Source organism: Lactobacillus sp. UMNPBX12 (assembly GCF_002553955.1).
Classification (GTDB): Bacteria; Bacillota; Bacilli; order Lactobacillales; family Lactobacillaceae; genus Lactobacillus; species Lactobacillus crispatus.
Window position 1 is genome coordinate 1 of the sequence record NZ_PCYY01000002.1, and the last position, 20,014, is coordinate 20,014.

At 37.2% G+C, this 20,014-nt stretch carries 21 protein-coding genes and 1 tRNA gene; 15 read left to right on the plus strand and 7 right to left on the minus strand.

Annotated features, from left to right (window positions below; translation table 11 throughout):
• Window positions 1-252: 252 nt before the first annotated feature.
• Complete coding sequence (locus CP363_RS00880) at window positions 253-813, minus strand: DUF4811 domain-containing protein (protein WP_065990284.1); 561 nt, start codon at window positions 811-813, stop codon at window positions 253-255.
• On the minus strand, window positions 814-2,286 hold the full coding sequence (locus CP363_RS00885; RefSeq protein WP_098035702.1) for an MDR family MFS transporter: 1,473 nt from the start codon (window positions 2,284-2,286) through the stop codon (window positions 814-816).
• A 160-nt stretch (window positions 2,287-2,446) separates the two neighbouring features.
• On the opposite strand from CP363_RS00885, the gene CP363_RS00890 reads away from it, so the two are divergent.
• The 6 genes from CP363_RS00890 (at window position 2,447) to CP363_RS00915 (ending at window position 6,449) form a co-directional block, all read left to right on the plus strand.
• The gene (locus CP363_RS00890; protein ID WP_057726449.1) at window positions 2,447-2,884 is read left to right on the plus strand and encodes a MerR family transcriptional regulator; all 438 of its coding nucleotides are present in this window, start codon (window positions 2,447-2,449) and stop codon (window positions 2,882-2,884) included.
• A gap of 121 nt (window positions 2,885-3,005) precedes the next feature.
• On the plus strand, window positions 3,006-3,860 hold the full coding sequence (locus CP363_RS00895; protein ID WP_089142986.1) for an ABC transporter ATP-binding protein: 855 nt from the start codon (window positions 3,006-3,008) through the stop codon (window positions 3,858-3,860).
• Complete coding sequence (locus CP363_RS00900; RefSeq protein WP_098035703.1) at window positions 3,860-4,714, plus strand: ABC transporter permease; 855 nt, start codon at window positions 3,860-3,862, stop codon at window positions 4,712-4,714. Before CP363_RS00895 ends, CP363_RS00900 begins: the two co-directional genes overlap by 1 nt.
• 3 nt (window positions 4,715-4,717) lie before the next feature.
• Window positions 4,718-5,170 (plus strand): LytTR family DNA-binding domain-containing protein, encoded by a 453-nt coding sequence (locus tag CP363_RS00905; protein ID WP_089142988.1) that lies wholly within the window; start codon window positions 4,718-4,720, stop codon window positions 5,168-5,170.
• Window position 5,171: 1 nt separating this feature from the next.
• Window positions 5,172-5,576: a DUF3021 family protein gene (locus tag CP363_RS00910; protein WP_089142989.1), complete on the plus strand. Its 405-nt coding sequence runs from the start codon at window positions 5,172-5,174 to the stop codon at window positions 5,574-5,576.
• An 87-nt stretch (window positions 5,577-5,663) separates the two neighbouring features.
• Complete coding sequence (locus CP363_RS00915) at window positions 5,664-6,449, plus strand: CAP domain-containing protein (RefSeq protein WP_098035704.1); 786 nt, start codon at window positions 5,664-5,666, stop codon at window positions 6,447-6,449.
• A gap of 66 nt (window positions 6,450-6,515) precedes the next feature.
• Here the strand turns inward: CP363_RS00915 and CP363_RS00920 are convergent, their stop codons facing one another.
• Window positions 6,516-7,949, minus strand: coding sequence for an APC family permease (locus CP363_RS00920; protein ID WP_098035705.1), 1,434 nt, complete (start codon window positions 7,947-7,949; stop codon window positions 6,516-6,518).
• Between the two features lie 168 nt (window positions 7,950-8,117).
• On the opposite strand from CP363_RS00920, the gene CP363_RS00925 reads away from it, so the two are divergent.
• The gene (locus CP363_RS00925) at window positions 8,118-9,650 is read left to right on the plus strand and encodes an SH3-like domain-containing protein (RefSeq protein WP_098035706.1); all 1,533 of its coding nucleotides are present in this window, start codon (window positions 8,118-8,120) and stop codon (window positions 9,648-9,650) included.
• Between the two features lie 94 nt (window positions 9,651-9,744).
• Here the strand turns inward: CP363_RS00925 and CP363_RS00930 are convergent.
• Window positions 9,745-9,816 (minus strand) — tRNA-Arg (locus CP363_RS00930).
• 247 nt (window positions 9,817-10,063) lie between these two features.
• Here CP363_RS00930 and CP363_RS00935 point away from each other — a divergent pair.
• The 4 genes from CP363_RS00935 to tpiA all read left to right on the plus strand — a co-directional run bounded on the left by CP363_RS00935 (window position 10,064) and on the right by tpiA (window position 14,273).
• A complete protein-coding gene (locus tag CP363_RS00935) occupies window positions 10,064-11,095 on the plus strand; it encodes a sugar-binding transcriptional regulator (RefSeq protein WP_098035707.1) in 1,032 nt (343 codons plus the stop codon).
• A 52-nt stretch (window positions 11,096-11,147) separates the two neighbouring features.
• Window positions 11,148-12,164 carry a type I glyceraldehyde-3-phosphate dehydrogenase gene (gene gap, locus CP363_RS00940; RefSeq protein WP_005718691.1) on the plus strand — a complete coding sequence of 339 codons (1,017 nt, stop codon included), beginning with the start codon at window positions 11,148-11,150 and terminating at the stop codon, window positions 12,162-12,164.
• A gap of 114 nt (window positions 12,165-12,278) precedes the next feature.
• On the plus strand, window positions 12,279-13,490 hold the full coding sequence (gene pgk / locus CP363_RS00945) for a phosphoglycerate kinase (RefSeq protein ID WP_005721494.1): 1,212 nt from the start codon (window positions 12,279-12,281) through the stop codon (window positions 13,488-13,490).
• 24 nt (window positions 13,491-13,514) lie between these two features.
• Window positions 13,515-14,273: a triose-phosphate isomerase gene (gene tpiA / locus CP363_RS00950; RefSeq protein WP_098035708.1), complete on the plus strand. Its 759-nt coding sequence runs from the start codon at window positions 13,515-13,517 to the stop codon at window positions 14,271-14,273.
• Window positions 14,274-14,759: 486 nt separating this feature from the next.
• On the opposite strand, the gene CP363_RS00955 is transcribed toward tpiA, so the two are convergent.
• A complete protein-coding gene (locus tag CP363_RS00955; protein ID WP_005721490.1) occupies window positions 14,760-15,275 on the minus strand; it encodes a hypothetical protein in 516 nt (171 codons plus the stop codon).
• A 19-nt stretch (window positions 15,276-15,294) separates the two neighbouring features.
• Window positions 15,295-16,170, minus strand: coding sequence for a Cof-type HAD-IIB family hydrolase (locus CP363_RS00960; protein WP_023488014.1), 876 nt, complete (start codon window positions 16,168-16,170; stop codon window positions 15,295-15,297).
• A 67-nt stretch (window positions 16,171-16,237) separates the two neighbouring features.
• Between CP363_RS00960 and CP363_RS00965 the strand changes: the two genes are divergently transcribed.
• From CP363_RS00965 to tsaE, 3 genes are read left to right on the plus strand one after another with little or no spacing between them, the layout of a single operon-like run.
• Window positions 16,238-16,936 carry a uracil-DNA glycosylase gene (locus CP363_RS00965; RefSeq protein WP_005718702.1) on the plus strand — a complete coding sequence of 233 codons (699 nt, stop codon included), beginning with the start codon at window positions 16,238-16,240 and terminating at the stop codon, window positions 16,934-16,936.
• Between the two features lie 10 nt (window positions 16,937-16,946).
• The gene (gene pta / locus CP363_RS00970) at window positions 16,947-17,936 is read left to right on the plus strand and encodes a phosphate acetyltransferase (RefSeq protein WP_013086075.1); all 990 of its coding nucleotides are present in this window, start codon (window positions 16,947-16,949) and stop codon (window positions 17,934-17,936) included.
• Entirely contained in the window at window positions 17,936-18,415 is a 480-nt protein-coding gene (gene tsaE / locus CP363_RS00975) for a tRNA (adenosine(37)-N6)-threonylcarbamoyltransferase complex ATPase subunit type 1 TsaE (RefSeq protein WP_013086076.1), read from the plus strand. Before pta ends, tsaE begins: the two co-directional genes overlap by 1 nt.
• Before the next feature lie 37 nt (window positions 18,416-18,452).
• Here tsaE and CP363_RS00980 read toward each other — a convergent pair whose 3' ends face one another.
• A complete protein-coding gene (locus CP363_RS00980) occupies window positions 18,453-18,986 on the minus strand; it encodes a 3'-5' exonuclease (protein WP_005718706.1) in 534 nt (177 codons plus the stop codon).
• A 95-nt stretch (window positions 18,987-19,081) separates the two neighbouring features.
• Here CP363_RS00980 and murB point away from each other — a divergent pair, with 95 nt between their 5' ends.
• On the plus strand, window positions 19,082-19,978 hold the full coding sequence (murB, locus tag CP363_RS00985; RefSeq protein WP_013086078.1) for a UDP-N-acetylmuramate dehydrogenase: 897 nt from the start codon (window positions 19,082-19,084) through the stop codon (window positions 19,976-19,978).
• The last annotated feature ends 36 nt before the right edge of the window (window positions 19,979-20,014 follow it).

The following is a 20,014-nucleotide window of genomic DNA, read 5'->3' on the forward strand; positions in this document are numbered from 1 at the left end:
AGGGAAATAAATCAGATAAATATTTAAGAAATTAAGGTTAGACTAATGGTTCACAACCTACCGCAAAAATATTGACACTTACCGTTTGTAAAGGTGATTTAAGTTAACTTAAATCATATGGTAAAATTTGAGTTAAAACGAAGTTAATTTTTCCAGCTATTGTAAATATCAATTTAGCCATAAATAAAAACCCCGAAATTCATGTCCGAATTTCGGGGTTCATATCATGATCAAAGTTTGAGCTTCATTATTTTATTGGGCTGATTTTTGTTTTAAAAACTGCTGTTTTTTCATCATTTGTTTTTGCAACTGCTTGGCATCGTTAACTGACATTACTTTCCAGTTGGAGGGAATAGAAAAAATATATTCTCTGTGTTTTAACTCCTTGTCATGACCAAAGACGCCAAACATTATTTGATTAAAGGTATTGCTATAGGTGTAGCGAGTAGTCTTAATCGTTACTTTTGGTTGGCTGCTTCGTTTTACTTTTGTCGATACTTTATCTAATTTAATAGATTTTGGCTTCTTTTGAAGCTGACCAGTTTTATAAAGGTAAACTTTTTCAGTTCCATTACCTAAAGGCTGATAAAGCAAAATTGGCAGGCGAGGAGTAGCACTGGAAACTAGAGTGTTAGTGCTTGAGGTTGTTTTAGTTTTCATTCCCCAGTGATTATAATCATGTTCTACAATGCCGACAACACAAAGAATTGTTATGATTAATGATAGCCATGCAATAAAAGTATGCCTTTTTCCAGGGATGATATTAAAGTAAATAAACATAATTGCAGCTACGATTAGAATTAAAAGTATCATTTAACCATCCACCTTTTCTTGATGTTCACGTGCTCGATTGCCCTTCTTTAAGAAGAATGCAAGAACTAATGCGATTAATGAGAAGAGGATACTCATTGCAAATGAAGCATGAAAACCGTCTAAAGTTGCACTGATTGCTCTAGTCTTGTATTCAAGTGGCAGTGCATGAAGTAAACTTTTACCAGGCATATTATTATTGGTAGTTGTAGTTAAAACAGATACCAAAATTGCAGTACCAATTGAACTTAATACCTGTCTGAAAGTGTTGTTAACAGCAGTACCGTGAGAAATCTTGTTTAATGGTAAAGAATTCATACCAGATGTAGTAACATTCATCATTACCAAAGCTACACCGACCATTCTGATTGCATAAAGAATGATAATCATCGTGTACGAACTTTGCTCAGTTAAAAAGACAAATGGAATGGTTCCAATGGTCAACAAAGTTATACCAGTAATTGCCATTTTACGTGCACCATATTTGTCGAATAAACGGCCAGTAATTGGCGACATAATACCAATCATCAATGCACCAGGTAGTAACATTAAACCTGAATGGAAGGCAGAAACGCCACGCAAATTTTGAATATATAATGGTAAAACCATTTCAATGCCGACCATCGCTAAGTTGGTGATACCACTTAAGGCAGCTGCCAGTGAAAATTCAAAGTGTTTAAAAACGGTAATGTCCAAAAATGGGTCATCCATTTTCAATTGGCGGATACCGAATAGGATTACAAATATAATTCCAAATCCAATAAATCCTAAAATCTCGGGATTAGTCCAGCCTTTGTTACCAGCTTCTGAAAAACCATACAACAGACTTCCGAAGCCTAGAGTAGAGGTTGTTACTGACCAAACATCAATTTTTTCTTTCTTAGTTGGTAAAACATCTTTAATTAAAAAGAAAGCTAAGATAATTACTATTCCCGCAATTGGGGCAATGATGCTGAAGAGGTAACGCCAAGAAAGGTTATCAACAATCCAACCAGATAATGTTGGTCCAATTGCCGGTGCTAAGCCAATAACAATCCCAACAGTTCCCATTGCTGCACCACGCTTATTAGCTGGGAAGATAGAAAGCATAATTGTTTGTAAAAGTGGCATAGTAACACCAACGCCTAATCCCTGAATGATTCTCCCAGCAAGCAGGGTGCCAAAGTTGGGTGCAATTGCGGCGATCACTGTTCCAATAAAGAAGATTGACATGGCTGACAAATACATTTTTCTTGAACCGAAGCGATTGATTAGCCATGCAGAAATTGGGATCATAACACCATTAACTAACAGAAAGGCTGTTGAAAGCCATTCAGCAGTTGCGGTGCTGATGTTAAATGAACGCATAATTGAAGGAAGCGCTGTTGAAAGCAGTGTTCCGTTTAATACAGTACAGAAAGAACCTATAATTAAAACTAAAACTAGTAGGTTTCGATTATAAGCTTTTCCATGAATATCCGTTGGTTGCTTATTCATGTAATATTCCTTTCTCTTATAAAAGTTAACTATAAAAACTATAGGCTTAAAATTTGCCATTGTCAAATAATCTTACAAATAAGTTAGATAAATTAACACTTGTGTTGCAAAAGATAACAACAATATATAAAATATAACTATACTGTAAGGTGGTATCAGGATGAAATCTAAAAAAATTATGCATGACATTTTTAAAAATTTAGAAATTGGAATCGGTGAAGTTAGTAAATTGACTGGTGTTTCTCAAAGGCAATTGCGCTATTGGGAAACTAAGGGCTACATTAAGCCGATTTCAGATGATCAAAGTGGTGTGCGCCGCTATAATTTAGCGACCTTGTATCTAATTGTTTTTATCAAGGAACAATTAGATGAGGGCTTTACGTTGTCTGCAGCCTTTGAGCATTCAAAGGATATACGGTTGAAGAGTAGAATTGTTCATCAATTTTTCAGAGAAACTTTTGATGATGTTAAGGTTACTGATTCTACAAAGGGCTATGGGGAAATTGACTTAGGTGAATTTCAGGCTGAAGATGGCAGCATGCACCATTTCAAAGGTGTTGTAGATGAAAAAGGACAATACGTTAAGATGGATGAATAATGCAATTTTGATTTAGCTATTTTGCACTTTGTGTGTAAAAATGAACCACTTATTTGAGGTTTAAGTACAAAAGGGCTTCTTTTCTGTATTCTGATTATGAATTCAGAAAGGAAGTCTTTTTATGTTAATTGAAACTTTTAATCTAACTAAAAAATATGGTAAGAAGTTAGCTTTGAACAAGGTTAATTTGAAGATTAATCGTGGACAGTTGGTAGCTTATTTGGGCACGAATGGTGCAGGTAAATCTACTACTATTAACATCCTGATTGGCCTATTGAAACCAACTAGTGGCACTATCACGTATGCTAAGGATCTAAAAATCGGGGTAGTCTTTCAGAATAGTGTTTTAGATGATGTATTGACTGTCAAAGATAATCTATATTTAAGGGCAAGGATGTACAAAACTTTTTCTAAAGAGTGGTTAGAAAAATTGATTGGGTTGATTGGTATTAGAAGTTTCCTCAATCAAAAATACGGTACTTTGTCTGGTGGGCAAAAAAGAAGAGTGGATATTGCTAGAGCGTTAATTGATCATCCAGATATCTTATTTTTGGATGAACCAACAACAGGGTTAGATTTACAAACAAGAATTGTTATCTGGGATTTATTGCAAAAGCTTCAAAAAGAACAGGGGCTGACTATTTTCTTAACTACGCACTATTTAGAGGAAGCCGAAAATGCTGATCAGATGTATATTTTGGAAAATGGCAATGTCTTAGCAGAAGGCTCTGCAGAAGAAATTAAAGAGATGTATGCACCCAATCGGCTGCTAATTCGCCTAAAACAAGGGCAAACTTTTTCTACTAATTTTAAACAAATTTCTAAGTCAGATGATCAAATTGAAATCGATGGGCTTAATAGTAATCAGGTCATAGACCTTTTACATAAGTTTGAAGATAAGATTGATACATTTGAATATCGAAAAGGGTCAATTGATGATGCATTTATCAAGATTGCTGGAAAGGAGCTTCAATAATGTTCGCCTTAATGAAGAGAAATATCAAAATTTATTTTGCTAATAAACCAGGTGTAGTAATGTCATGTTTTGGTGCACTAATTTCATTTGTAATTTATATTGGATTTTTACAACAAAATATTGTTGATTCTTGGCAAAATGTTAGTCATGCAAAACAATTATTGGACCTCTGGATGCTTGGCGGTATTGTTTCAATTGCAGGCATTACTACTTCGTTTCAAGCACTTGGTCAAATGGTGAAGGATAGGGAAAGCCGAGCAATTGATGATATGAAGTTAACGAATTTAACTCCAATTAGTGAAAGCATGGCCTACGTAGCTTCAGCATTAATAATAAGCTTCTTGATGCAGGTTATTACTTTTCTAGTGATGGCAATTTACTTTTCAGTGGTTGATAAGGTGAATATTCAATCAACTGTATATTGGTCAGCATTAGGTTTTATGTTATTAGGTGCAATTGGCGCAACTTTATTAAACTTAGTTATCGTTTTATTTATCAATTCTTCAACAACGTTTAGTCGTTTGTCGGCGGTAATTGGAGCAGCAGCTGGATTTATGGTTGCAACTTACATGCCTTATGGAACTTTATCAAAAACTGCGCAAAATATAGTAAAATTGTTTCCAAGTAGTTATGAAGCGGGAAGTTTTAGAAGCTTGCTCTTAAATAAATTAAGTCAGGAAGATGTTCCAGATGAAATGCGTCAAAAATTGATTGAATATTTAGGGATTCATTTTAAATTTGGGTCTCATCAATTAACTAACGGGGATAATGTATTGGTAATAATAGCTATGTCACTCTTATTGACAGTTATAGTAATATGTCTCGCAGTCATGCTTGATAGAAGGAAGAACTAACACGTGAATGTAGAATTTCAGTCAGATTCTAATTTGAAAAAAGATCAAATTAAGATCAAAGTAATTTCTTTAGAGGAAACAGCAGAAGTAAAAAATTTATTGGCTTATATTCAAGATTTTGGTAAAAAGGTAGATTCAATTCTGCCGGTAAAAACTGAAGATCGGATTTTAACTATTAAAATTGAAGAAATTATCAAAGTTGAGGTTGAAAAAACAGAATTAACTTTTTATACCAAAAGTGCTGTCATTAAAACTACAGGTCGCTTATATCAAGTTTTAGAGAAATTAAATAATGATTTTGTACAGGTATCAAAACATGGGATTATTAATTTGAATTATCTTGAAGCACTCGAGGCGGGATTTACGGGCAATATGATTGCAAAACTGGCTTTTAAACAGAAGACTGATGTTTCAAGAAGATATTTACCTGAATTAGAAAAGAAACTGGGATTATAAAATGAAAATTTGGCATAAAATTTTAGATTTTTTTGTAACTGGAATGGGATTTGGTGCAATTACTTGCTTGCTTATTTTAGGAATAGTATCAAATAGTGTAGGTGCAATTAATATCCCATTAATGAGCGTAATTGTTGTTTTCATTTGTAGTGGTTTGATTGGTGAATTGAGTTTTCTATTTGATACTAATCTGTCATATTTAATTGCGTTGTTGTTACATTTAATTGGTACATTTACGTTGTTTTCTATTATGATGCTTTTCAATCATTGGCTTATAGATTGGCAAACTTTATGTATCTTCATTTTTGTATATATCATAATTTGGATTGTGATTAGATTGACGCAAGAAAAAGATATTCAAAAAATTAATCGTCAGATTAAAAAGCGGAATGGTAAAGATGGATGAATAATGCAATTTAAAAGGAAGATCTTTCATTAGTGTATGTGCTACAATTAAATCGTAGTTCACATATATTAATATGGGAGAAAAAGAATGAAGAAACGATTTTTAATTGCAGGTGCTTCTGCTATGATGATGACCTTGTCATTAACTGCATTGAATTCCAAGCCAGTTAAGGCAGCCAAAAATGCCGTTGATTTTATGACATATCTATCTAAAAACAAATCTTTGACTAAAGGGCAAAGGAGTTCCGCTAGATCAGCAGTGAAATTATTGAAAACAGGTCGCTTAGGTAAAAAGCCTAAGGCAAGTTGGTACAATGAATACGTTGACTTGCATTCAAATGATGATGCAACTAGTGCTAAGAATATTAAAGCTGTATTGCCTTATTTGGATAGCGTCAATAGAGTACGCAGAAATGAGGGAGTTCGCTCACTTAAGGTATCACCACTTTTGACAGCAGCCTCAATGTTAAATGCTGACTATCAAAAACGTGGTAGCTTAAAGCATACTCATTATTTCAAGTCGATTGGTTTGGAAAACATCGCTACTCAAAGTGTGGGTTTAGATCCGGTTGATACTTGGTTCTCTGAAAAGAAAAGTTGGAATTATGATGTAAAAAAGAATCATTCGTTGAAGCCGGCGAAGTATAGTCCAACTTGGACGGCAACTTATGATGCGGCCGTAGAGGGCACGAATGGCTATAAAGTGGCAGGACACTACTTGAATTTGATTAACAGAAATTATAGAGTAATGGGCTTTGCCAATGTAAGCAATACTGGTTATGGAAATGCTGATTCATATTTAGGAAGCAGTAAAGGTGCAGGAATTAGCGTTGCCAAGTACAAGGCATTGGTAAATGCTTGGGCTAATAAATAAAAATATACACTAAAAAGGAAGCAGTCTTTTGAAATTGCTTCCTTTTTAAAATTCTGTATTTAAATTTTATTTTGCCTTTGCTTCTTGATATTTCTTAATTCCTGGCAAAATTAAACCTAATGCAATCAAGACGATTGGCGTCAAGATATTAAGGAATAAGGTAAATGGATCTGGTGAGTAAATACCCAAGATACAACATGCAGCAGTAACTACAAAACACCAAATACCGGCAGTATAGGCTAAGCCTTGATGTTTAGTCATTTGATAAGTAGTGTTGAACTTTTGCTGCTGTTTTCTTAAAGCAACATATGCCGCAAATACCCAAAGGTAACGAAGTGGCATAGTAGTTGAATTTAATTTAACTAATTGTGCCATAACAGCTTGAGCATTTGGTACTAAAGCTTGAATAGCAATTAAGCCACCAGAGAGGACAACAACCATCCAGATACCGTTGATGTAAGCACCATGCTTGTTGAGTTTTAATAAGCCCTTTGGAATAAATTCTTTAGCTTCTTTACTACCCAAAAGCATTCTAAGTGGTGCATCGATACTGATTACTAATGTTGAGAATTGACCGATTACGTTACACCATGAATAGATGTACATGAACAAGCCGCCAACATGGTAATATTCGCCCAGCTTGTCAAATGCCATGTAGGCACCATTAGAGATGTATTCGTTAAGGTTGGCATTAACCACCTTAGGGTCAAACATTAATGCCATGGCAAAAGTACCTAAAATAGCAGATACCATAACCATGATTGCTAAAGCCATCATAGCCTTAGGGAAGTTTTTGGAAGGATCCTTAACCTTATTAACATAAGGGGAGATCTTTTCACAACCACCAACGGCAAATACTAGGATTGAAAGAGAAGTAAAGTATTTTACGTTGAAGGTTGGCATCAAATTCTTCCAGTTAAAGTCAATACTGTGGAAACCAGCAGAAGGATTAATAGCTGGTGCGGTAAACATCATAATGATGAATAAGATTGACATGATAAACATTGAAGAACCAGCAATTGTTGCTAGGCCTTTCAATACTGGAATACCACGACTTGCAACCCAACAGAAAAGCAAGAAGACTACTAATGTAGCAAATTGTGTCCAAGCGGTAGGTAAGCCATCATACCATTTTGTATTTCCGAAGATACCCCAGGCCATCGCTCTTAAACCACCAGTACCTTTACTGGAAATATAAACAACGTGGCAAGCCCAGTAGGTCCAACCTGCGTAGTAGGCCCATTTTGCGCCCATAGTGGCATTTACCCAAGAGGAAACCCCACCTTCAGCATTCTTGAAGGTAGCTCCAAGTTCACCAACCATTAAGGCATAAGGAACAAAGTAGAGAAGGAACATGACGATCCAGCTAAAGACAACCTTTGTCCCGTCAAAGTAGACGTACCCATTAACAACGTTACCAAAGCCCCACACGGTAGAGAAGGCCATCATTGCTAGGGTGGTCCACATCATCTTTTTGGAATTATTTTGTGATTCGACCATAAAATTTCTCCCTATTACTATTTATATATTTATGTGAACTTTTTAATTATATAACAGAAGCGTTTTCAAAGCCTTGTTGTTCAGGAAATTTTTTAATAATTAGATGTTTCATTTGATAAATTTGTGCTAAAATGAACGTGATTTTTTCATATGGGAGGATTAATAAGGATGTTAAAAGGGAAAAAGATGTTATTAACTTTTGTGGCCAGTGCTGCATTAGTTGGTGGTGTTTTTGCCATTAGTCAAAGCAAGGTAGATGCCAAAAGCTACAGCAAGGCAGTTACTAAGATTGCTGGCAATGGTAATTACGCTATTTATCATAATGTATCTAAAAAAGGACCATCAGGTGCATTTTCAAATACCAAGTACTTTAAGCATGGTCAAATTCAATCTAAGAAGTATGTTTCTACCAAGAAAGGTAACTTCTGGTACATTATTGTCGATGGACGCAATGTAGGTTGGGTAAGTCAAAACTTTTTTGCTAGAAACCAAATTTCAGTAGCTCAAGATGTTAGCTTAGTTCACAACAGCAACTACAGTTTTCCAACTAGGGATGCAATTAACTATGCAACAGATGGACAAGGTACTGCAATTAATCCGGATAAGGTTAATGTTTCACATAGCTCTGTTAGTTCAAGCCGTGCCGGCACTACTAAGGTAGATTATTCATATGGCAGGGCAAAGGCAAGCGTTAATGTAACTGTTCGTTCAGATGCAAATGAAGGAATTACTAGTGCAGGTGCTTCTGTTAAGAGTGGTCCTAAGGCAGTTCATACTTGGAATGGTGGCTCAAAGGGATCATCAAGAAATTGGAATCAGGCACACGGTTATCGTTCAGAAACTAGCTCAAATAGCTATTCAGGTAACGGCATGACTTTGCGCACTCGTTTGTTCCAACCACGTTTTGTCAGCTTAGGCTATGGTCAAGCTGCTGATGCAATGGGACAAGTTGGGGTAATTCCTGAAGGTATTACTGTTAATGATGGTATTTTTACAGCTTCTATGTACACTAGCAGTAGCGACTCAAGAGGACATCTTGTTTCTTACAACTTGAATGCAATTAAGAGTAAATATGCTGCTCAAAACTTAACTACTATGGGATGGAGCACTTTTAGAAGCTACGCAAACAATATTAAAGTTTCACCATACATTAAGCTAGGTCATGGTCAATCACTTGGCTCTTCTTCAAGCTACATTTATGTTTTGGCTAATAACAATAAGACTGCTAATTCAACAGCTTCAGAAGAAATTATGCAAGTAAGAAAGAGTGATATGAAGATTAACAAAATCTGGACTGTTAAGACCTGGAACGGCAGCAGTGCATATCCTCGTTACTTCCATAATGCAACCTTTGTTGGCGACAACACTATGTATGCATTGTTCCACAATGGTGGTCGTCACCAATATGAATACTGGAAGTTAACTAGAAATGGTGACACTTGGACTCCAGAAGAAATCGGTGCTACTCAAAGTAATTTCGTAACTGGTTCACCAGTTCAAGGTTTTGCTTATGACAGCAACCACAATCAATTCTATATTGGTTTTAACGACTACATCTTCCGTGTAGCAGCAAATGGTACTTATAAGGGTAGCCATCATTTCAACACTCGCCGTGAAATTGAAGGCTTATCTGTTTCAGGCTCAACTTTGTACACTGAGTTAGCACAACGTGCTGAGTTGATGACTACAAGCACTAAATAATTGTGATATTGAAAAAGGCATTCCGTGAGGAATGCTTTTTTGGTATAAAAAAGAAGAATACCGAGATGGCGGTATTCTTCAACATGTAGTTATATGGGCCCCCTGGGAGTCGAACCCAGATTCTAAGAACCGGAATCTTATGTGCGATCCATTACACTAAGGGCCCAGATGATTCTCAAATAGTAGTATATCAAAAAAAGTAATGAAATAAAAATGATTTTACTCGATTTACGACTTTTTTAAAATCGTGTATCTTTTTCTTGAATTACGAAAAATACATTGTTATACTAACAGTGTCGATTGGGAAATGTATGAATTGAATGAAAAGTACGTTTCTCTTATATTTTTAAGCATTCTGGGACACAAAACGACACGTAGGTGGTCGATAGATGTCCCATGGAAAGGAGGGAACGATGGATTCGGACTTTTCTTTGCTCGAAGCGCTCGTTCCCAACGTCTTAAAGATTCTTCGACAAAGGTATCTTGTCCTTGAGCAGATTTCGCTACATGCGCCAATTGGACGCCGAAGTGTTGCTCAGCATTTAGGGCTTTCAGAGAGAAACATCAGAACTGAGACTGAGTACTTAAGTCAATTAGGATTGATTGAAACAAAAAGTTTTGGGATGTTTTTAACTGAAAAGGGTGAGAAAACATTAAAAGATGCAGGGCCATTGCTTGATCGCCTCTTTAATGCCGGTGAAACGGAAGTAGCATTAGCCAAAAAATTAGGGATTGAAAGAACATTGATCGTCCCTGGTAATGCGGATTTCCAAGACCGAGTATATGAGGAGATGGGAGAAAAATTAAGTTCAGCTTTGAATTTACTCTTGCCTTTAGGCCATTCAATAGTTACAATTCTAGGTGGAGCGGCGTTAGCTAGATCTGCTAAGTATTTATCACCAGATTTAGCTAACAATCGCCAGTTGGAATTTGTTCCAGGTCGAGGAGCTTTGGGCGAAAATGTAGAGACGCAAAGTAATACAATCGTCCAAGAAATGGCTGCTAAGACTTCAGGTACTTATAAGACATTATATTTACCTGAGCAGGTCTCAGATGATGCTTACAAATCTTTGATTCGTGAGTCCTCGATCGCAGATGTTCTGCAAGACATTTCTCAAAGTGATGCTGTGATTCATGGTATTGGGTTAGCTCAAGAGATGGCACAGCGCAGAGGCTATAATTCAATTAAGCTATCTGAACTTCGTGAGAAGAGAGCCGTCACCGAATGTTTCGGGTGTTTCTTCGATGAACATGGCAAGGTTGTTGACCGCATCACCCAGGTTGGATTGCAGTTCGAGAACCTATACAAAATACCCCACATATTTGCTTTTGCTTGTGGTGCCCGAAAGGCTCAAGCAATTAAAGCTTATATGCCTAATGCGCCTCATCAAACCTGGCTAATCACTGATGAGGGCGCCTCAAATATGATTTTAAAGGGGAAATGAAATCCCGTTTAAAATAAATGTTGTTTATAGTTCTTAAGGAGGACTTTAGGTTATGACAGTTAAAATTGGTATTAACGGTTTCGGCCGTATCGGTCGTTTAGCATTCCGTCGTATTATGGACCTTGGCGAAAAGTCAAAGGACATTGAAGTTGTTGCTATCAACGACTTGACTACTCCAGCAATGCTTGCTTACTTGCTTAAGTACGACACTACTCATGGTACTTTCAACCACGAAGTTTCATCAACTGAAGATTCAATCGTAGTTGACGGTAAGAGTTACCACGTATACGCAGAACCACAAGCACAAAACATTCCATGGGTTAAGAACGATGGTGTTGACTTCGTTCTTGAATGTACTGGTTTCTACACTAGCAAGGCTAAGTCACAAGCTCACATCGATGCAGGTGCTAAGCGTGTATTGATCTCAGCTCCAGCTGGTAACGACTTGAAGACTATCGTTTACTCAGTAAACGAAGACACTTTGACTGCTGATGACAAGATTGTTTCAGCTGCTTCATGTACTACTAACTCACTTGCACCAATGGCTAACGCTTTGGACAAGGAATTCGGTATCGAAGTTGCTACTATGACTACTATCCACGCATACACTGGTACTCAAATGACTTTGGATGGTCCTTCACGTAGTGGTAAGGAACAAGACGCTCGTGCTGCTGCTGAAAACATCATTCCTCATACTACTGGTTCAGCTAAGGCTATCGGCTTGGTATTGCCTAACTTGAACGGTAAGATGAACGGTCACGCACAACGTGTTCCAGTTCCAGATGGCTCAGAAACTGAATTAGTATCAATCTTGAGCAAGAAGGTTACTGCTGACGAAGTTAACGAAGCTATGAAGAAGTACGAAAGCCCATCATTTGCTTACAACGGTGACCACATTGTTTCTAGCGATGTTCTTAACATGACTGCTGGTTCAATCTTTGACCCAACTCAAACTATGGTAACCACTGCAGGTGACAAGCAATTAGTTAAGACTGTTGCTTGGTACGACAACGAATACTCATTCACTTGCCAAATGGTACGTACTTTATTACACTTTGCAACTCTTTAATCATTAATTTTAATTAACTGATTATATAGTTAAGTGGTAATTGAGAAGGCGGAGGGAGATTCTTCCTTCCGCCTTTTTTTGAAGAAAAAATATCAAAATAATCGGAGGATTATAATGGCTAAATTAATCGTTGACGATCTTGATGTTAAAGGCAAAAAGGTCTTAGTACGTGTAGACTTTAACGTTCCAATTAAGGATGGCGTTATTGGTGACGACAACCGTATCGTTGCTGCACTTCCAACTATTAAGTACATCATTGAACACGGTGGCAAGGCTATCTTACTTAGCCACTTAGGTCGTGTTAAGTCAGATGCTGACAAGAAGGAATTATCATTAAAGCCAGTTGCTGAACGTTTAAGTGAACTTCTTAAGAAGCCTGTAACTTTTGTACCATCAAACGAAGGTAAAGAAGTTGAAGACGCTATCAACAACATGAAGGATGGAGACGTTATCGTTCTTGAAAACACTAGATTCCAAGACATCGACAACGACTTTGGTAAGCGTGAATCAGGTAACGATCCTAAGCTTGGCGAATACTGGGCAAGTCTTGGCGACATGTTTGTAAATGATGCATTTGGTACTGCTCACAGAAGTCACGCTTCAAACGTTGGTATCGCAACTGCTATGAAGGAAGCTGGCAAGCCTGCAGCAGCTGGTTACTTGCTTGAAAAGGAAATCAAGTTCTTAGGTGATGCTGTTGAAAACCCAGTACACCCATTCGTAACTATTCTTGGTGGTGCTAAGGTTTCAGACAAGATTGGTGTTATCGAAAACTTAATTCCTAAGTCAGACCACATTTTAATCGGTGGTGGTATGGCTTACACATTCTTAGCAGCTCAAGGCCACAGCATTGGTAAATCATTATTTGAAGCTGACAAGGTAGACCTTGCTAAAGAATTACTTGCTAAGGCTGGCGACAAGATCGTTCTTCCTGTAGATAACGTAGCCGCAACTGAATTCTCAAATGATGCTTCACGTGAAGTTGTTGGTGATGATATTCCTGACAACATGATGGGTCTTGACATCGGTCCTAAGACTGTTGAAAAGTTCAAGGAAATCTTGAAGGATGCTAAGACTGTTGTTTGGAACGGCCCAATGGGTGCATTCGAAATGCCTAACTTCGCTGAAGGTACTTTGGAAGTTGGTCGTGCATTGGCAGACCTTAAGGATGCAACTACTATCATCGGTGGTGGTGACTCAACTGCTGCTGCTAAGCAATTAGGCATTGCTCCTAAGATTACCCACATTTCTACCGGTGGTGGTGCTTCACTTAACTACCTTGAAGGTAAGGAATTGCCAGGTATCGCTTGCGTTTCAGACAAGTAATAGTAAGGAAAGGACAATAGATTAATGAGTCGTACACCAATTATTGCTGGTAACTGGAAGTTACATATGAATCCAGAACAAACTACTGAATTCGTTAACGCTGTTAAGGATAAGTTACCAGACCCAAGTAAGGTTGAATCACTTATTTGTGCACCTGCAGTTGACCTTGACGCTTTGAGAAAAGCTGCTGAAGGCTCAAACTTACATATCGGTGCAGAAAACTGTTACTTTGAAGACGAAGGTGCTTACACTGGTGAAACTTCACCTAAGGTCTTGAAAGAAATGGGTATGGACTACGTAATTATTGGTCACTCAGAACGTCGTGGTTACTTCCACGAAACTGACGAAGACATTAACAAGAAGGCTAAGGCAATCTTTGCTAATGGCTTGAAGCCAATCATTTGCTGTGGTGAATCACTTGAAACTCGTGAAGCTAACAAGCAAGAAGACTGGGTAGTTGCTCAAATTAAGGCTGCTTTAGAAGGCTTAACTGCTGAACAAGTATCTTCACTTGTTATTGCCTACGAACCAATCTGGGCTATCGGTACTGGTAAGACTGCTTCATCAGATCAAGCTGAAGAAATGTGCAAGACTATTCGTGAAACTGTTAAGGACTTGTACAACGAAGAAACTGCAGAAAACGTTCGTATTCAATACGGTGGTTCTGTAAAACCAGCTAACGTTAAGGAATTAATGGCTAAGCCTGATATTGACGGTGGCTTGGTTGGTGGTGCTTCATTAGTACCAGAATCATTCTTAGAATTGGTAAACTACCAAGACTAATTCATAAAAAATAATTTAGATTAATAATCTAGAATTTTTAGGGTCAAATCATTAGATTTGGCTCTTTTTTATATAGTTTGATAGTTAAAAACAAGTTCGTTGATAAAGTAAATAAAAATGATCAAGCCATTGATAAATCACTTGATCATTTCACTATATTTTTTAATAGAAATTAAAGTTGTCTTGTTTAGAAAAATAGATGTACTAAGTTAAATAACAAATTATTAAGCTATAAGCTAGCTCTAAAGACATTATTTAGCTGTCTTTAAAGTAAAATAATAACATCTAGCCCTTGTATTTTTGGCTGAACGAAGTATAATAAGCTATGGAGATTAAATCAAATTAGATTTAACCTTCATTATTCAGTCTCTGCCTAATAATTCCTTATTACTTAATAAATATAAACTTTATGGCAGAAGATACATCTATATCTATATCACTTTCTAGAAGAGCAGTTATGAAAATTTTCATGACTGCTTTTTTTGTTTAATTTGGATTTACCTCAAATCCAATTGGCGGAAAACTAGGCAGTTTCAAAGGCGTAACATGCCATTGTGTAAATAGAACGGATGTCAAAAGAATAAAGGGGACGTCTTCAGGCTTAGTAATATCACAAATTAAAACGCCTCCGCGATCTCCCATGATTGTTTGGACACTTGCTACACTCTTGATTCCAGAACGAAAAGTATAAGTACCACGTTTAATACTACCTGTAACAATATACTTTAATTGGGTCAAATAGAATATGTTTGCAGTAGGTGTGTTTAACTTTTTTACGCCTACTAAAGAGTGGTTGACGACATCAATTGTGAACGAAGCAATTAGGCCCGCACCATCAGAAAACAGACGTCCCACTTCCTGTTTACGGAAATTATTTAGATATAAAGTGTGATTTGGATTATCAAGATTGCCTTGAATAAAAAATTCAGCTTTTCCATTTTGATTAAGCACAGGAATTTGACCGTAATCCTTTTCCTGATTAAGTTCTAGCCAAAATCGCATACTTACTCACCTCATAACTTTAAATATTGTTATTATCTGCAATAAATTTATTTAAAATATAAGCTACTCCATCTTCATTGTTTCTCTTGGTGACTACCTGAGCTATTTTCTTAATAGCTGGAATCGCATTGCCCATCGCAACGCCAGTACCTGCTGCTCGGATCATACTCTCATCATTTAAATTATCACCGATTGCAGCGATTTCCTCAGGCTTGATACCTTTTAACTTGGCATAATCAAGTAAGGCAAGACCTTTTTGAGCATGTTGGTCATTGATTTCAATATTAGAAGATGAACTTGAAGTTACTACTAGATCGCCCATTGTAGCGATTTCTTTTTTGATATCGGTAAAAGCTTCATGTCCCCGAGAGTCAAAAGCAATAATTTTCATTACTTCTATTTTAGGATCTTGCAATAAATTATCGAAACTGTGGATTTGTTTCATATTCATAATAGTCTTATTACCAGCAGAAATTGCTACAGCTTGACGAAAATCAAGTAGAGGATTTAGATCTACCATTAAATGAGCTACATTTGAAATACGTTGATCTAGATTTTCACTATAAACCTGATTGGCAGTTAAAATTTCAAAGTAAAAGCCTGCTCGATGTAGTAAATGCACTAGCTGTTGTGCTTTTGCCTTGGGAATGCTGTGTTTGATCATTAATTGCTCATTTTCGTCAAAAACCAGGGCACCATTAAGATTGATAAAACCGGTATGCAAATCAGCATCTTTGAGAATTGAACGTGATTCGCGTGGGGCCCGGCCAGTCGCAATTAAAAATTCAATGCCGCTACTTTGTGCATTTTTCACAGCTTTTGCATTAGCAGCAGAAACAGCCATCTCTGAATTAAACAATGTGCCGTCAAGATCACAAGCAACTAATTTGATCATAATTTCTCTCCCATTTAGTATTAAATTAATGATACCATAAAGAGGAGAAGAAAAGAGGGTGTAAGACTTGGCTAAAGAATTAATTGGCAACGATTGGGATCAAGTATTGGATCCTGTTTTTGCAAGTGAGAAATATCACGAATTGCATAATTTTTTAAAAGAAGAATATTCTACTAAACAAATTTATCCTGATATGTATCATATTTTTACGGCTTTTAAATTAACGCCGTTTGCTAAAACTAAAGTGGTAATTTTGGGTCAAGATCCATATCATAATCCTGGTCAAGCTAATGGAATGAGTTTTTCCGTCATGCCAGGTACAACTTTGCCGCCATCACTTAAAAATATCTATAAGGAACTCTATGATGATGTCGGAGCTCGGCCTGTTAATCACGGTTACTTAAAAAAGTGGGCCGATCAAGGTGTGCTTTTGCTGAATGCGGTTTTGACGGTACCGTATGGGCATGCTAACGGTCACCAAGGCAAAGGTTGGGAAGATGTGACTGATACTGCAATTAAGGCTCTGAGTGAGCGTGGAAAAGTCGTCTTTATTTTGTGGGGTCGATTTGCTCAAAACAAGATTCCATTAATTGATCAAAGTAAGAATTTTATCATTAAATCATCACATCCAAGTCCATTTTCGGCTGATCGAGGGTTCTTTGGCTCGCGACCGTTTTCGCGGTGTAATATGGCATTGAAGAACTTTGATGAAACGCCGATTGACTGGCAATTGCCAGAAACGATAAGTAAATCTGATTTAGCATAAGAGGTAAAAAATGAGCGTATTTTCATTATTCAAAAAACAAGTTGAAGCAGCAAAAGATAAGAAAAGAATTGTTTTTCCAGAAAGCGATGATTTAAGAATTCTTACTGCCATAGCTAATTTGAAAAAAGATGGCATTATCGAACCAATTTTAATTGGAAATCCAGATGAGATTGCTAAGTTAGCTAAAGAAAATAATTTAGACTTAGCTGGTGTTAAGATCTATGACCTCAATCATTATGATGAACTTGATCAAATGGCAGCGGAATTTGTTAAAGCTAGACGAAAAGATACCAGTATTGCTGAAGCAAAGCTCAAGTTAGCCCAAGGTAATTACTTTGGTACCATGTTGGTGAAGATGGGAAAAGCAGACGGTATGGTTTCCGGTGCTGCTCACTCAACGGCTAACACTGTTTTGCCAGCTTTACAATTAATTCATGCAGCTAAGGGGATGCATCGAGTATCCGGCGCTTTCGTAATGGAAAAGGGCGATGAGCGTTACATTTTTGCCGACTGTGCCATCAACATTAATCCTGATGAAGAAACTTTAGCTGAAATTGGCTATCAATCTGCTCTGACTGCCAAGATGGCCGAAATTGATCCTAAGGTCGCATTTTTGAGCTTTTCAACTAAGGGTTCAGCCGAAGGACCAATGGTTGATAAGGTACATGATGCAGCAGCTATGTTCCAAAAGGATCATCCAGAAATTCCAGCTGATGGTGAATTGCAATTTGATGCCGCTTTTGTACCTGCAGTTAGTGAAAAGAAGGCTCCAAACTCAAAGGTAGCTGGACATGCGAATGTCTTTGTTTTCCCAGAATTACAATCAGGCAATATCGGTTATAAGATGGTTCAAAGATTAGGTGGCTTCACTGCTGTTGGTCCAATTTTGCAAGGTTTAGCAGCTCCAGTGAATGACCTATCTCGAGGCTGCAGTGAACAAGATATTTATGATTTAGCAATTGTTACTGCCGCACAAGCTTTAGCAAAGGATGAAAAGTAATGACAAAGTTAGAAATTAATTCTGCTGATGGAATGCAGAAATTAGGTGCATCCCTAGCCAAAACGGCCCAGCCCCACGATTTATTACTATTAAATGGTGATTTGGGTGCAGGCAAGACAACCATGACTCAAGGATTAGGACGAGCATTAGGCATACATCGGCCTGTTAAGAGTCCTACATTCACCATTGTGCGTGAATATCGAGAAGCTAAGTTGCCGCTCTTTCATATGGACTTTTATCGTTTGGAAAATGATGATTTATCCTCGATTGATTTGGAGGGCTATTTAGCAGAACCAGGTTTAGTGGTAATTGAATGGCCACAACTAGTAATGAATGATTTGCCAGATGAGTATTTGCAACTCACGATTACCAGAGTGGACGATAGTTGGGATTCAACTAAACGGGTTGTTGAATTTACTCCTCATGGTAAGCGCAATGAAGAATGGGTCAAAGCTGCGTTAACTGAATTTAATAAGTAAAGCAAAAATCTCTAGGATCAAAACTCCTAGAGATTTTTCATATCTGATAAACCAAATTTTTGATTGCTTCATCACCAAATTGCTCTTCTTGCTTGATTAAAATCCCAGCACATGCTTCACTATCACTTAATGCGTTATGGTGGTGCCACAATTCAACGTTTAAGGCCTCAGAAACTGTGTCTAATTTGTGGTCAGGCAGTTCTGGTTCGAGTAATTTACTGCTAGCTAAAGTGTCAATGACCAAATAGTGGGGCTCCTCAATACCGTAACGTGCCAGGCTTTGCCGCATGACATTAGTATCAAAGCGAGCGTTATGTGCGGCTACAAGCATTCCTGGTTGATACAATTCTTTAATGTGGGGCCAGACCTCTGCCATTGTTGGAGCGTTTTTAACGTCCTCAGCTGTAATTTGATGTACTTGAATATTTCGCGCGTCAAATGGCATTTGAGGATTAATTACTGTATAAAAGCGATCAACAATTTTATTATTTCTCACCATTACCAAAGCAAGTGAACAGGCACTTTCTGGATAATGGTTGGCTGTTTCAAAGTCCATTGCAATAAAATTCATAAAATTCTCCTTTTAAAAAAGTATATCATTAATATTAATGAAGCTAACGCCTTTATGCGGTAAAATAAAACAAGAAACTTTAAGGAGGCAACAGCGTGGAATTACTTGATTTGAAAGAAAAAGGGATTGATATTAAAGAGCAAATCCCATTAAGCAGATATACTTTTACTAAGACAGGTGGACCAGCTGAATATTTGGCCTTTCCTAAGACGACTGATGAAGTAGAACAATTAGTAAAAGTCACACGTGAAAATGAAATTCCATTAACAATTATTGGCAATGCCTCAAATCTAATCATCCGTGACGGCGGAATTGATGGGTTAGTAATTATTTTGACTGAATTAAAAGAGATTAAAGTAGAAGATAATCAAGTTACAGCTGATGCTGGTGCACGGATTATCGATACAGCTTTTGCGGCTGCTCATCATGGTTTGAGCGGAATGGAATTTGCTGCTGGAATTCCTGGTAGTATTGGCGGTGGTATTTTTATGAATGCTGGTGCCTATGGCGGTGAGATGCAAGAAGTAGTGCAAAGCGTTAATGTTTTAACCAGAGCAGGAGAATTTAAAACATATTCAAACGCAGAAATGAACTTTTCTTACCGGCATTCATTAGTTCAAGAAAATGGCGATATTGTATTAAGCGCCACTTTTGCACTCAAGTCAGGCGATAAGTTAGAGATCTTAGATCATATGCATTATTTAAATGCTTTACGTCGTTATAAGCAGCCACTTGAATATCCATCTTGTGGCAGTGTCTTTAAGCGGCCTACTGGGCACTTTGTTGGTCCGATGATTATTAAAGCTGGTTTACAAGGTAAACAAATCGGTGGCGCTCAAGATTCAATGAAACATGCAGGTTTTATCGTGAATAAAGGCGGTGCTACTGCAACAGATTATTTGAATTTAATTCATTTGATCCAAAAGGTAATTAAAGAAAAGTTTGACATTGACTTACACACAGAAGTTAGGATTATCGGCAAAGAAAAGTAAAATATTTTAGCAAAGACAAGCTACAGGCTGGAAGGC

Bases quoted from the DNA above. Each gene is read 5' to 3' on its own strand.
- CP363_RS00880 (WP_065990284.1), bottom strand. From the start codon at position 813: ATGATACTTTTAATTCTAATCGTAGCTGCAATTATGTTTATTTACTTT.
- CP363_RS00885 (WP_098035702.1), bottom strand. From the start codon at position 2,286: ATGAATAAGCAACCAACGGATATTCATGGAAAAGCTTATAATCGAAAC.
- CP363_RS00890 (WP_057726449.1), top strand. From the start codon at position 2,447: ATGAAATCTAAAAAAATTATGCATGACATTTTTAAAAATTTAGAAATT.
- CP363_RS00895 (WP_089142986.1), top strand. From the start codon at position 3,006: ATGTTAATTGAAACTTTTAATCTAACTAAAAAATATGGTAAGAAGTTA.
- CP363_RS00900 (WP_098035703.1), top strand. From the start codon at position 3,860: ATGTTCGCCTTAATGAAGAGAAATATCAAAATTTATTTTGCTAATAAA.
- CP363_RS00910 (WP_089142989.1), top strand. From the start codon at position 5,172: ATGAAAATTTGGCATAAAATTTTAGATTTTTTTGTAACTGGAATGGGA.
- CP363_RS00915 (WP_098035704.1), top strand. From the start codon at position 5,664: ATGAAGAAACGATTTTTAATTGCAGGTGCTTCTGCTATGATGATGACC.
- CP363_RS00920 (WP_098035705.1), bottom strand. From the start codon at position 7,949: ATGGTCGAATCACAAAATAATTCCAAAAAGATGATGTGGACCACCCTA.
- CP363_RS00925 (WP_098035706.1), top strand. From the start codon at position 8,118: ATGTTAAAAGGGAAAAAGATGTTATTAACTTTTGTGGCCAGTGCTGCA.
- CP363_RS00935 (WP_098035707.1), top strand. From the start codon at position 10,064: ATGGATTCGGACTTTTCTTTGCTCGAAGCGCTCGTTCCCAACGTCTTA.
- gap (WP_005718691.1), top strand. From the start codon at position 11,148: ATGACAGTTAAAATTGGTATTAACGGTTTCGGCCGTATCGGTCGTTTA.
- pgk (WP_005721494.1), top strand. From the start codon at position 12,279: ATGGCTAAATTAATCGTTGACGATCTTGATGTTAAAGGCAAAAAGGTC.
- tpiA (WP_098035708.1), top strand. From the start codon at position 13,515: ATGAGTCGTACACCAATTATTGCTGGTAACTGGAAGTTACATATGAAT.
- CP363_RS00955 (WP_005721490.1), bottom strand. From the start codon at position 15,275: ATGCGATTTTGGCTAGAACTTAATCAGGAAAAGGATTACGGTCAAATT.
- CP363_RS00960 (WP_023488014.1), bottom strand. From the start codon at position 16,170: ATGATCAAATTAGTTGCTTGTGATCTTGACGGCACATTGTTTAATTCA.
- pta (WP_013086075.1), top strand. From the start codon at position 16,947: ATGAGCGTATTTTCATTATTCAAAAAACAAGTTGAAGCAGCAAAAGAT.
- tsaE (WP_013086076.1), top strand. From the start codon at position 17,936: ATGACAAAGTTAGAAATTAATTCTGCTGATGGAATGCAGAAATTAGGT.
- CP363_RS00980 (WP_005718706.1), bottom strand. From the start codon at position 18,986: ATGAATTTTATTGCAATGGACTTTGAAACAGCCAACCATTATCCAGAA.